This is a genomic window from Bacillus sp. NS1 (assembly GCF_058248265.1).
Window position 1 is genome coordinate 840,557 of sequence record NZ_JBZAZF010000002.1, and the last position, 14,308, is coordinate 854,864.

Here is a 14,308-nt window from a genome sequence, read left to right on the forward strand (position 1 = left end):
GCGGCCTCGGTCAATAACGATGGAAGAACGGCAGGGCCGGCCACACCTAATCTGGAGGCGCAAAAGGAAGTCATGAAAGACGCGCTTGCCAAAAGCGGAAAAAAACCAGAGGACATCAGCTATCTTGAAGCAAACGGGTCAGGTTCAATGGTAACCGATCTGCTTGAACTGAAAGCGATCCAATCAGTGTACCGCTCCGGTCACTCATCGCCTCTTTCTCTCGGCTCAATCAAGCCGAACATCGGGCATCCGCTATGTGCTGAAGGGATCGCCAGCTTTATTAAGGTTGTGCTGATGCTGAAAGAGCGCCGATTTGTCCCATTTTTATCAGGTGAAAAAGAGATGGCGCATTTCGATCAACAAAAAGCGAATATCACGTTCACCCGAACGCTGGAAAAATGGACAGATTCGCGGCCATCAGCGGCCATCAACTGTTTTGCCGATGGGGGGACGAATGCTCATGTCATCGTAGAGGCGTGGGAAGAAGATGAAAAACGTGCCAACAAGCGCAGTCCAATATCGCCTCCTCAATTAAAGAAACGGGCGTTTTCGCCTGGCGAGTCAAAGCCGGAAGCGGAGACCTTAAAAGTGGATGCGGCAAACATATGGGATACTTATGAGGTGGAGGTCTAACGTGAAAAATATAACGAAACAACTCACATTATCGTTAAAAAATCCGTTTATTTATCACCATGTGGTTTACGGACAAAATGTCCTGCCGGGATTGGCTTATATTGATATGATCTACCAGATTTTCAGAGAAAACGGCTACGCCTGCTCAGAGCTTCAGCTGCGGAATTTGTCCATCTATCAGCCACTGACTGTGCAACAGAATGCGGTGATCATTCTCAATGTCCAATGTACGGAGAAAAAAGAAGGAAGGTGGCAAATCACAGCTAAAGGCTTTGAAAAACGTGATGGGAATAAAGCTTCAGAAGAAAAGCTCTATATGAAGGCTGACATGCACGCCCACTCTCCGGCTGTATTTGAAGAAACACTGGATCTTAATCACATGAAAGCAGCTGCGCAAAACGTTGTTAAGCTTGATGATGTATATGAACAATGCAGACGTCAGGAGTTAGTGCACAGCGAATATATGAAAGCCAGCGGTCACATCTATGAAGAGGAAGACGGCGTCCTTCTTGATCTTTCTCTCGGCTTGGAAGCCATGCATCACGCAGAAGGCTTTATGTTTCATCCGACTCTCATAGACGGGAGCGGGGTAGGTGCCAACAATTTGCTCACATCTTTGCTTAAAGGAGAACAGAGGCTGTATCTGCCTCTGTTCTATGAATCCTTTACCGCTTCAGCACTTTTGCAGACACATTGCATGACGAGAATAAAGCGCTCCTCCGTCCGTCAGGAAAAAGAGCTGATTTATGTAACACTTGAATTTTTCAATGCTTACGGAGAAAAAGTGGCTGAACTGAAAAACTTCACAAGCAAACTAGTGCGTGAAGCGGAGCTGATTAGCGGAAAGCAACAGGATGTAGAGGAGAAACAAGAGACGGGAAAGGACACAGCCGAGCATACTCAAGCTGCTGAAACGGTATCTCCATCCGGCAGTATGGGGGCCTATGGCGAGGCTGAACAGTTCGTAAGCCAATTAATCGCAGACAAAATAAATAAACCGATCGAACAGATTGAAAAGCAGGTCGGCTATTACCAAATGGGACTGAATTCATCAGGCTTGCTTGAAGTGGTAGAAACCATCAGTGACAAGATCGGTGAGAGCCTTTCGCCGACTCTCTTGTTTGAGCATACCACCATTGCCGAGTTGTCAGCATTTCTTGCCGAGGAATATGCTGAGCATTTTAGTGCCGCTGGTTCCCTTGATCAAAATGAAAGAGAGCACACCTCCGATAGCATAATCGGCGATAAGGCTGCCGAAGGCCGGAAGACAAGCGGACGTAAAGAATGTTCTCGTGTACCTTCTGAGACAGCAGGCGACATTGCCATTATCGGCTTGGCGGGCAGGTATCCGAAGGCAAATAATATTCATGAATTCTGGAACAATCTGAAAGAGGGCAAAGATTGCATTAGCGAGGTTCCTGAGTCGCGCTGGGATTGGCGGCGCTTTGAGGGAATCACATCTCCTTCGGGTAAGGACATTTCCAAATGGGGCGGATTTATTGATGATCCAGACTGCTTCGATCCTCAATTTTTCAGAATCACGCCGAGAGAAGCAGAGACCATGGACCCTCAGGAGCGGTTGTTTTTAGAAACCTGCTGGGAAACGATTGAGGATGCAGGCTACACACCAAAGACTTTGGCCAAGCCTAAAGGACGGAACAAAAGGCAGCATGTAGGAGTTTTTGCGGGCGTCATGCATAAGGATTATACATTAGTCGGCGCTGAAGAATCATCAGCGGAAAATGTGTTTCCTCTCTCGCTGAACTATGCGCAAATTGCCAACCGTGTATCTTACTTTTGTAATTTCCACGGTCCGAGCATGGCGGTCGATACGGTATGCTCCTCTTCTCTGACTGCTGTACATCTGGCGTTGGAAAGCATTCGGCACGGTGAGTGTGATGTCGCGTTAGCGGGCGGAGTGAACCTGTCCCTGCATCCTAATAAATATATGACATACGGGGTCTGGGATATGTTTTCCACTGACGGGCACTGCCGTACATTTGGTAAGGGTGGAGACGGTTATGTGCCGGCCGAAGGAATCGGTGCGGTTTTATTAAAGCCATTGCGCCAGGCGGAGGAAGACGGAGATCGCATTTATGCTGTGATTAAAGGAAGTGCTGTGAACCATGTGGGCACTGTAAGCGGCATTTCAGTGCCGAGTCCAGTTTCTCAAGCTGATCTGATTGAGGCATGCTTGGAGAAAACGGGAATTGACCCGCGGACGATCAGTTATGTGGAAGCGCATGGAACCGGAACGTCCTTAGGAGATCCGATCGAAGTACAGGGGTTGGTGAAAGCATTCCGTCAATATACAGAGGATCGGCAGTTCTGTTCGATCGGTTCTGTTAAGTCAAACATCGGGCATGCTGAATCCGCCGCGGGTATCAGCGGTTTAAGCAAGGTTGCCCTTCAGCTTCACCATCAGACACTCGTGCCTTCTTTGCATTCAGAAGAACTGAATCCGTACGTGGATTTTGCAAAGTCTCCATTTTATGTCCAGCATGAAACAAAAACGTGGAAGCAGCCTGTTATCAAGGAGAAAGAGGAAGACATCCTTTATCCGCGCCGGGCGGGTATCAGTTCCTTCGGGGCGACCGGTTCAAACGCCCATATTATCCTTGAGGAATACATTCCTCAAACAGATGAGCATGACGTTTCAACGCCGTCAGATTCTGACATGCCTGTTGTTATCCCGCTTTCTGCTCGAAATCAAGAACGTCTTCGTGTATATGCAAAACGTCTCTTGGATTTTCTTCATGAAGGGATTCAGATTAGAGATTTGGCTTATACATTGCAGGTAGGTCGTGAACCGATGGAAGAACGAGTTGCTTTTGTTGCAGCCGGAATTCAAGAATTAGCAGGTCAATTGAAGGCATTTGCAGAAGGGCACGAATCCATTCAGAATTGCTGGATGGGACGATTATCAAGAGGAAGCGATTTATCGCTTTCTGCAGAAACGGTACATAAATTGCTGGAGCAAAGAAAACTCTATCAGATTGCGGAGCAGTGGGCGAACGGATCTGCAGTTGATTGGAAGCTTCTATATGAAAGAAAGAAACCAAAACGGATCAGTTTGCCGACATATCCTTTTGAGAAGGTGCGTTATTGGGTGCCTAAAGCAGAGGCGGCAGATCGTTTAAAGCAGGAAGGACACATCCTGCATCCTCTTCTGCATCAAAATGTGTCCGACATGTCGGGAGTCCGCTTCCGTTCAGCGTTCACCGGACGTGAATTTTTCTTAAAGGATCATGTCATTAATGGCGAGCGTGTTTTACCAGGTGCAGCTTTATTGGAAATGGTTCGTGCAGCCGTGGAAAAGGCAGCTGCAGATCAGTTCCCAACAGGATTCCGGCTCCGGAATATCGTCTGGGTTCGGCCGTTTGCCGTCACAGAACAGCAAGCAGACATACACATACGTTTATATCCTGAGGACAATGGTGAGATTGCATTCGAAATCTGCCAGGAGACTGAAAGCGCAGAGAAAGCGCCGGTTGTATACGGACAAGGGAGTGCAGTGCCTTGTGAGGCTGATGAATCTCCGCTCATAGACATTGAAGAACTGAAGGCAAATAATGATGAGCGGATTCTGTCACCTTCCGATTGCTACGAGGCTTATGCAGAAATGGGCATTCATTATGGTGATAGCCATAGAGCGATCGACAGCATATATGCCGGCAAAAACGGAGTTCTTGCGAAATTGACGATGCCGACTGTGATCTCCGGTACGCAAAACCATTATGTTCTGCATCCGAGCATGATAGATTCGGCATTTCAAGCATCTATCGGTTTGAGACTGCGAGACGATACGAGTTTAGCAAACACAAAGGCCATGCTGCCTTTTGCATTACAGGATGTCCAAATCTTCAAAGGCTGCGAGGCGTCTATGTGGGTGCGGATCACATACAGCGAGGGCAGTGGAGCTGGGGATCGTATGCAGAAGCTTGATATCGATTTGTGCAATGAAGAGGGGCAGATTTGCGTGCGAATGAAGGGCTATTCTGCAAGAGTGATAGAAGATGCAAAAAATCCTTCTGAGACAATTGACACGCTGCTATTTGAACACGTATTGGAAGAAAAAGGTCTTGCCGAGAAGAATGATTTTACAGCATACGAGACACATAAAATCGTTATCTGTGATTTTGGAGAACAAATGGAAAACATCCGAAATGATCTTGAATGTACAGTACTGCAGCATTATGCAGAGACAATTGATGAACGGTTTGAAGCATACGCCGTACAGTTATTTGAAGAAGTTAAGCAGCTGCTGCACTCGAAAACAGGGGGATATACATTCATTCAAGTGGCGGTGCCTGCATTAAAAGAGCCGCAGCTACTAAGCGGCTTAACCGGACTGCTCAAAACGGCTGTACTAGAAAACCCAAAACTGACAGGACAGCTGATTGAATTGGACACCGGGATGTCTGCTAATGAGCTGTTTGAAATATTGGAAGAAAACAGACGCTGTCCTCGTGACACGCATATCCGCTACTGGCAAGGAAAACGGTTTGTAAGCAATTGGAAAGAAATATCTGGTGAGCACCTGAGTGCTGACATGCCATGGAAGGATAAAGGTGTTTATCTGATTACAGGCGGTGCAGGCGGTCTTGGCTTCATCTTTGCAAATGAAATCGCAAACCAAACGAAGGATGCTGTCGTGATCCTGACAGGACGCTCTCCGCTCGATGAAAGGAAGCAGGCGAAGCTTCAAGCCTTACAGAAACTTGACGTCCAAGCGGTTTACAGACAAGCGGATCTGACAGAGAAACAAGCTGTTGATGCCTTATTAGAAGAGATCCAGAACGTTTACGGAGGCTTAGACGGCATTATTCATAGCGCCGGTATGATAAAAGATAATTTCATTATTAAGAAAACGAAAGAAGAAGTTCATACCGTGCTCGCTCCAAAGGTAGCCGGTCTGATTCATCTTGATGAAGCAACAAAAGATATTCCGCTCGACTTCTTTATCCTTTTTTCCTCTGGTGCCGGGGCAGTGGGAAGTGCGGGACAGGCTGATTACGCAATGGCGAATGCATTTATGAATGCATTCAGCGAATATCGAAATGGCCAAGCAGCGCTGCACAAACGTTACGGGAAAACTCTTTCGGTGTGCTGGCCGCTGTGGAAAGACGGGGGCATGCGTATTGATGATGAAACTGCGAGGGTGCTGACAAGAGAAACAGGCATGGTGGCCATGGAAACAGGGCATGGGATCCAGGCATTATACCATGGCTGGGCGTCAGGAAAGCCGCAGCTGTTGGTGGCATCAGGTGTTGCCAATCAGATTCGTGCATTTTTAGATGAAACAGGACATGGTCAAGGCCAATCTCGCATTAGGAAAAATAGAAATGACATTCAGGATACAGAAAAAGCAGACATTGTCCTAGGAGTCGATGAAGAGACATTGAGAGAAAAAGCGGAGAATTATATGGTACAAGTGCTTTCTTCGGTTATCAAGCTGCCAGCCAGCCAGATTGACGCTGAAGCTCCTCTTGAGGATTATGGGATCGATTCTATTATGATCATGCATGTAACGGGTCAATTAGAAAAAGTATTTGGATCTTTGTCTAAAACATTGTTCTTTGAGTACCAGGATATTCGGTCCTTAACCCGGTATTTTACCGATTTCCACCGAGAAAAGCTGCTGGACATCTTGGAAATTGAAACAGACAAACCTTCAGCTGCGGAAAATAGAAAAACAGACTCAGAGCCTGAAAAGAGAGAAATCTCTGTTGTCCCAAGAAAGTCTGGATTCTTTCCTTTGCAAGAACAAGGGAAGAAGCAGCCTAGAGAAAAGGAAGCAGAGGAAATTGCGATTATCGGTATCTCAGGGCGCTATCCTCAGGCAGACAACATCTATGAATTGTGGGAAAACCTGAGGGATGGACGAGACTGTATTACGGAAATTCCTGTAGATCGCTGGGATCATAGTCTCTATTATGATGAAGATAAGGACAAGCCTGGAAAAACCTACAGCAAGTGGGGCGGCTTCATGAAGGATGTAGACAAATTTGATCCGACGTTTTTCCATATTTCGCCGCGTGAAGCAAAATTAATGGACCCTCAGGAGCGTTTATTTTTGCAGTGCGTGTATGAAACGATGGAAGACGCAGGATATACAAGGGAGCATCTCGGCCGTAAGCGTGATTCAGAGCTTGGCGGAAGCGTCGGGGTGTACGTAGGTGTCATGTACGAAGAATACCAGCTGTACGGAGCGCAAGAGCAGGTGCGTGGCAGGTCTCTGGCTTTAACAGGGAATCCATCATCCATCGCGAACCGGGTATCTTATTATTTTGATTTTCATGGGCCGAGTATTGCTTTGGATACCATGTGTTCTTCTTCCTTAACTGCGATTCATTTGGCCTGCCAAAGCTTGCAGCGCGGAGAGTGTGAGGCGGCTTTCGCGGGGGGCGTGAATGTTTCAATCCACCCAAATAAATATTTGATGCTTGGGCAGAACAAATTTATGTCCAGCAAAGGCCGATGTGAAAGCTTCGGAAAGGGCGGAGACGGCTATGTGCCGGGAGAAGGCGTTGGAGCAGTGCTTCTTAAGCCATTGTCTAAAGCTCTAGAAGATGGCGATCACATTTATGGAATCATTAAGGGGACAGCCATTAACCACGGAGGAAAAACAAACGGGTACTCAGTTCCAAACCCGAATGCCCAAGCTGATGTGATCAAAAAGGCGTTTGTGGAAGCAAAGGTTGACCCGCGGGCAGTCAGTTATATCGAAGCACACGGCACGGGAACGTCTCTCGGAGATCCTATTGAAATCACAGGGCTATCCAAAGTGTTTACGCAACAAACGAATGACAAACAATTTTGTGCAATAGGTTCAGCCAAATCAAATATCGGGCACTGTGAGAGTGCAGCAGGTATCGCAGGATTAACGAAGGTATTGCTCCAAATGAAATACAGGCAGCTGGCGCCTTCCCTGCATTCAAATGTGCTGAACCCGAATATCGATTTCCTTAACTCACCGTTTAAAGTTCCGCAAGAGCTAGAAGAATGGAAGAGGCCGATCATTTCTGTCAATGGTAAAGACATTGAATATCCTAGAATCGCAGGCATCTCTTCATTCGGCGCTGGGGGAGTTAACGCCCATATTTTAATAGAAGAGTATGTTCCGGAACCTGAGCAGGAACGTTCTCTAGCAGGGAAACAGCCGGTTGTCATTGTGCTCTCAGCAAAAAATGAGGAAAAACTTCAGAAACGGGCGGAACGATTGCTGCATGCCATTCGTGAACAAAGATATGCTGAAACAGATTTGCACCGAATCGCCTATACGCTGCAAGTTGGACGTGAAGCGATGAATGATCGCCTGGCGTTCGTTGTTGAAACGATGCAGGAGCTTGAAGAAAAGTTGAATGAATGTATCTCCGAAACAGAAAATCGTGAATCTGTCTATCGAGGACAAGTGAAGCGCAACAAAGAATCCATTGCTGCTTTTACAGCTGATGAAGATATGTCAAAAACAATCGAGGCATGGATGAAAAAAGGAAAGTACGCGAAGGTTTTAGACCTTTGGGTAAGAGGCTTGCGTATCGACTGGAACACGCTCTATCAGGATCAAAAACCGCAGCGCATCAGTCTGCCCGCCTATCCTTTTGCAAGAGATCGCTATTGGATAGAAGTCAATGCAACAAAGGCTGAGGAAAAAAGAACAGTGGAACCAGCTCTTACAGTACAGCCGGTCATACAAAAGCCATCTATAGTAAGGGAAGCCAGCGGCAAGCCTGCCAATATCACGTTACAGCCTTTACCGGTACATCAGGAGCGTTTGCAGCGTACAGCATCTCAGCATCCATCAGATACAGAAACAGAGACGATCTCGGCGGAAGAATTGTGCAATGCGCTGACGGCGAGCTTAGCGGAAGTGCTGTACATGGAACAAAACGAGGTTGACCCAGACGAAGCATTCATTGATATCGGAATGGATTCAATTACCGGGCTTGAATGGATAAAAGCAATAAATAAACAGTATGGCACATCACTGAATGTCACCAAGGTTTATGATTACCCGACAACACGTGATTTCGCTGTTTACTTAGCACATGAGTTAAGTGCACAAGCCGGAGAGAAAATATCAGAAAGCGATGCTCCGAACCAAACGGAGATGTACGCGCCGATGAAACAGAAAACAGCAGCACCTGCTGCTAAACCGGACAATATCTCCCTGCAGCCGTTAGAGCATCATCAGCCGTTGCAGGAAGAAGCTTCAGCAACCATTCAATATGCAGCAGCTGAAATATCTGCATCAAGCCAATATACTGGGACAATTGAATCGCTGCATGAAGAATTGAGGGAAAGCATAGCAGATGTGTTATTCATGGAGCCGCATGAGGTGGATATTGACGAAGCATTCATTGATATCGGAATGGACTCGATTACTGGGCTTGAATGGATAAAAGCGGTGAATAAGCAATATGGCACGTCCTTTTCAGTCACCAAAGTGTATGATTATCCAACGATACAAGACTTTGCCGAAATGCTAAAGTCTAAGCTTGGAACGCATCTTAATAGAAAACAAGAAATGACAGAGCAGCATGAGGCCTCTGCAGCTGATAAACAGCCGGTCGCACTGCCTGAGGCAGAGCCGGCAAAGCGTCCGCTTCAGTCTGTTCAATCCCCAATAAAGAAAGAACATGAGAAGAAACTGGCTCCTATTCATCAAGATCACCGGGAGGATGCGATAGCCATTGTCGGGATGTCGGGAAGGTACCCGGGTGCCAGTAATGTAAGAGAGTATTGGGATAACCTGGTTCATGCAAGAAATGCCATTCGGGACATTCCAACATCACGTTGGGACGTTGACAAATACTATGATCCTGCTCTGAACAAAAAAGGGAAAGTCTATTGTAAATCAATGGGGATGCTTGATGATATTGAACATTTTGATCCGTTGTTTTTTAATATTCCGCCGTCAGAAGCTGAACTGATGGACCCGCAGCATCGGATATTTTTGCAGGAAGGCTATAAAGCCTTTGAGGACGCTGGATATAACGCCCGAACATTAAATGAGAAAAAATGCGGCGTATATCTCGGCATTATGAGCAATGAATATGGGGTTATGCTGAATCGGCAGGCAAGAGCAAACGCCACCGGGAACAGCTTTGCGATCGCCGCGGCGCGTATTCCGTATTTTCTTAATTTAAAAGGGCCTGCTATTCCTATTGACACCGCATGCTCATCTTCATTGGTGGGCACTCATTTAGCGCGACAGGCACTCATAAACAAAGAAATTGATATGGCGCTGGTTGGCGGTGTCAGCTTATACCTGTCGCCGGAATCTTACATCAGTATGTGTGAAGCTGGCATGCTCTCACCTGATGGACAATGTAAAGCATTTGATAATGGCGCGAATGGTTTTGTGCCCGGCGAGGGTGCGGGTGCGCTGGTACTGAAAAGGCTGAAAGATGCGGAAGCGGACCGTGACCATATTTATGGCATCATCATTGGCTCTGGCATTAATCAAGACGGGAAAACAAACGGAATCACGGCACCGAGTGCGAAAAGCCAAATGGATCTGGAAAGAGGCATATATGAAACATACGGCATACATCCTGAGAGTATCAGTTATGCAGAAATGCATGGCACCGGAACAAAACAAGGCGATCCAATTGAATTAGAGGCTTTGTCCACCGTATTTCAAGAAAAAACAGACAAAAAACAGTTTTGTGCAATCGGCTCAGTTAAAAGCAACATTGGACATACATCCGCGGCGGCCGGAGTAGCCAGTGTTCAAAAAGTGTTATTGTGTATGAATCACAAAACACTGGTGCCAACCTTGAACTTCACAACACCGAATGAGCATTTTCAATTTGAGCATTCTCCTTTATATGTAAATACGGAGCTTAAGCCTTGGGAATCGGCCGATGGAAAACCGAGGAGAGCCTGTGTCAGCTCTTTTGGATATAGCGGGACGAATGCCCACATTGTTATAGAAGAATATCAGCCTGAAAAAAGGAATGATCGATTAACAAAGCAGCATTCAACATTATTTGTGCTCTCAGCGAAAAAAGAACAGCAATTGAAGGCCTATGCAAAAGCAATGAAAGATTTCGCAAGTTCGCTTGAAGAAATCGATCTGGAGGATATGGCATATACACTCCAGACCGGCCGGGAAGCGATGGATTATCGGATGGCGTTTTTAGCGGATTCGATAGAAGCGGTTATCAAAGCTTTAGGTGATTATTTAGCGGACGTGCCAAACAGCAGCATATTTGCCGCTCACGTGAAAACGAAGAAAAGCGAAATCAAGCTGTTTGAAACAGATTACGATGCCAAAGCATTGCTGCAAACATGGATAGAGAAGAAAAGGCTGGAGAAAGTAGCGGAATTATGGGTGAAAGGGCTGCAGATCGATTGGAACGGACTTTATGAAGATCACATGCCTCGCCGAATCAGTCTGCCTGCTTATCCGTTTGCAAAAGAGTATTACTGGCTGCCAAATCAAGAAGACAAGCCTGAATACATTGGTTCAGCATTGTCTCACTCCGAACCGATTACGAAGCGCTGCTTTTTGCACAAACAGTGGCAGCATTGTCCGATTGAACCAGCAGCACGTACGAACCAAACCGTTGCCATATTAGCAAACGAGGAGACAATGGCATTGGCGGCAGAGCTTTCGAAATATTTTTCGAACTACCGTATATTTGACAGTCAAGAGCTCGATCATGTATCTGCTGCTGACGAAGAACATGTTGCTGGAGCAGTTGATCTGATCGGGTGCGGAACGAGCCATGAGCAGTCTATAAGCTGGATAAACTGGCTCCAAAAGCTGATCGAGCAAGGACGTACAAGCAAGCATCATTTGACGATCTTGGGTGTAACGAAAGGGCTGGAGTCTTTCGAAAATAAAGCTGTTCATTTGTCTGGTGCTTCACGGGCCGGTTTATATCGCATGCTTCAAAGCGAGTACAGCCACCTTACTTCAAGACACGCAGATATGGATTGCAAAGCCTCTCGTGAGGAACTGGCCAGACTGATTGCAGACGAGTTTTATGCCGATAGCACAGAATCAGAAGTCTGTTATCGAGACGGCAAGCGTTATCGCGCGTATTTGGCAGAGCAGCCAGCAGATGCTGCCGCCCCTTATCAAAAGCAAGTATCGTTTTCAGCAGACAAGGTCCTGCTCATTACAGGCGGGACAAGAGGTCTCGGTTCGTTGTGTGCGCGGCATTTTGTGAAAACATACGGCGTTAAGCATCTGGTGCTCATCGGCCGTGAAGAACTGCCGCCGCGTGACCAGTGGAATTCAGTAAAAACTGCCTCGCTTGCGGAGAAAATAAAAGCCATTCAAGAGCTAGAAGCCATGGGTGCGGAAGTTCACGTGCTTTCACTGGACCTGACCGACAGGGTTGCCGTCGAACAGAGCCTGAAGACCATACACGAAACAATGGGGGCGATTGGCGGAGTTATCCACTGTGCCGGGAAGGTGAACAAACATAATCCGGCATTTATCAGAAAATCACTCGAAGAGATCGAACAGGTGCTTGAACCGAAAGTCGAAGGCCTGCAAACGTTGTTTGAACTGCTGAGAGACGAACCATTGGCGTTTGTTTCCTTGTTTTCATCAGTATCAGCGGCCATTCCTGTTCTTGCAGCCGGACAAGCTGATTATGCGATGGCGAATGCTTTTATGGATTATTTTGCAGAGGCCCATAAAGATGAATGTCCAATTGTCAGCATTCAGTGGCCTAACTGGAAGGAGACCGGTTTAGGTGAGGTTCGCAGCAAAGCTTTAGAACAGACGGGATTGATGAGCTTGAGAAACGATGAGGGGTTACAGCTGCTGGATCAGATTCTAAATGATATACAGCATGCTGTTGTGCTGCCAGCGATCCCAGATACAAATGTATGGAAGCCGGACAAGCTTATACAGCCGTCACTGCCTGTTGAAGCTCTCTCTGATCCTGAGACGAAAGAGCAAGCAGACACTCACAACCTGTACCTTGAAACAGTCGACTGGCTTGTAACTCTTTTTTCAGATGAACTGAAGATAGCGCCTGAAGACTTTGAAACGGATGAGCCATTCCAAGAATACGGAATCGATTCGATTATATTGGCTCAGCTGGTACAGCAGATGAACCAAACATTAAATGGAGATATTGATCCGTCAATATTGTTTGAATATCCGACAATAGAATCTTTTGCAAACTGGCTTATATCGAAATATGACGTATCAGCTGTTTTACATCGATCTGTTCCTGAGAAACAGACACCTGTCAAGGCGCAATCAGCAATGAAACAGACGCCAATGCCAGAACAGATAAGTCATGTGAAAACGGCGGGTCTTGAAGAAGATATTGCCATCATCGGTCTTACTTGCAGGTTCCCTGGTGCGGAAACGCTTGAGGCATACTGGGATTTAATACGTGATGGACGGTCTGCGATTAAACCTGTACCGCTTGAGCGATTCGGGCACTCCAGTTCAAATTACGCAGGTCTCATTGATGAAATGAACCGATTTGATCATGATTTCTTCATGATGTCAGAGAACGATGTCAGAGCGATGGACCCTCAAGCTTTGGCCGTATTGGAGGAAAGTCTGAAACTGTGGTATCACGCCGGTTATACAGAGAAAGAAGTGAAAGGCATGAGTGCTGGTGTTTATATAGGAGGCCGCAGCCAGCACAAGCCTGATCCGTCCAGTCTTTCAAAAGCAAAAAATCCGATTGTGGCTGGCGGACAAAACTATTTAGCAGCTAACATTTCACAATTTTTTGACTTAAGGGGACCGAGTATTGTGCTGGATACTGCTTGTTCCTCTGCGCTGGTTGGGCTGAATATGGCCATTCAGGCTCTGCGGAGCGGAGATATTGAGGCAGCAGTTGTGGGCGGCGTCAGCTTGCTTGACGCTGATGCGCATCAAATGTTTCAGGAGCGAGGACTTTTAAGTAAAAAACCGTCATTTCATATTTTTGATAAGCGGGCAGACGGTGTCATTTTAGGAGAAGGTGTGGGCATGGTTCTCGTCAAAACCGTCAGCCAAGCACTGGAAGACGGAGATTCCATATATGCAGTCATTAAAGCCGCCGCTATTAACAATGACGGAAGAACGGCAGGCCCGTCTTCACCGAATCTCGAGGCGCAAAAGGATGTCATGCATACAGCGCTTGAAAAAAGCGGCAAAAAGCCTGAAGAGGTCAGTTATCTCGAAGCGAATGGCTCGGGATCAGCAGTAACAGACTTACTTGAACTAAAGGCGATTCAAGCCATTTACCGCTCTGGATTAAAGGCGCCATTAGGGCTGGGATCAGTGAAACCTAACATCGGCCACCCTTTATGTGCAGAAGGAATAGCGAGCCTGATTAAAGTCGCTTTAATGCTGAAACATAGACAACTGGTTCCATTCCTGTCAGGCGACGAAAACATGCCGCATTTTGATATAGAAGAGACAGATTTGTATTTCTGTAAATCGCAAGCCGAGTGGAAGGAGACAATGCCAGCTGCGGCAATCAATTGCTTTGCCGATGGCGGAACGAATGCCCATCTGATTGTAGAAGCCTGGAAAGACTCGGTTGAGCGTGCAATCAGAAGAAAACCTCTGCCTTTGCCGGAATTAAATCGGCAGCCCGTTTTATTAGAACCATCAGCTCAGACCGTGCAGAAAACAATGCTTTCAGGCATGGGAGCTCCTAAAGAAATGTTTTGGAAAACTTTCAAATAAGAGAGG

Annotated in this window: 2 protein-coding genes (1 of these 2 only partly in view); both read left to right on the forward strand. The window is 46.6% G+C overall.

What is annotated here, in order from left to right; translation table 11 throughout:
- Positions 1-633 carry the 3' portion of an amino acid adenylation domain-containing protein gene (locus AC4CV5_RS09750; protein ID WP_490922640.1) on the forward strand. It extends 14,502 nt beyond the left edge of the window, so 633 of the gene's 15,135 nt are visible here — the last part of the coding sequence; its start codon lies off the left edge, out of view; it ends in the stop codon at positions 631-633.
- Positions 617-14,302 (forward strand): type I polyketide synthase, encoded by a 13,686-nt coding sequence (locus AC4CV5_RS09755; protein ID WP_490922642.1) that lies wholly within the window; start codon positions 617-619, stop codon positions 14,300-14,302. Before AC4CV5_RS09750 ends, AC4CV5_RS09755 begins: the two co-directional genes overlap by 17 nt.
- Positions 14,303-14,308 lie beyond the last annotated feature (6 nt).

Excerpts from the sequence above, each read along its gene's own strand:
- AC4CV5_RS09755 (WP_490922642.1), top strand. The coding sequence starts at position 617 with ATGAGGTGGAGGTCTAACGTGAAAAATATAACGAAACAACTCACATTA.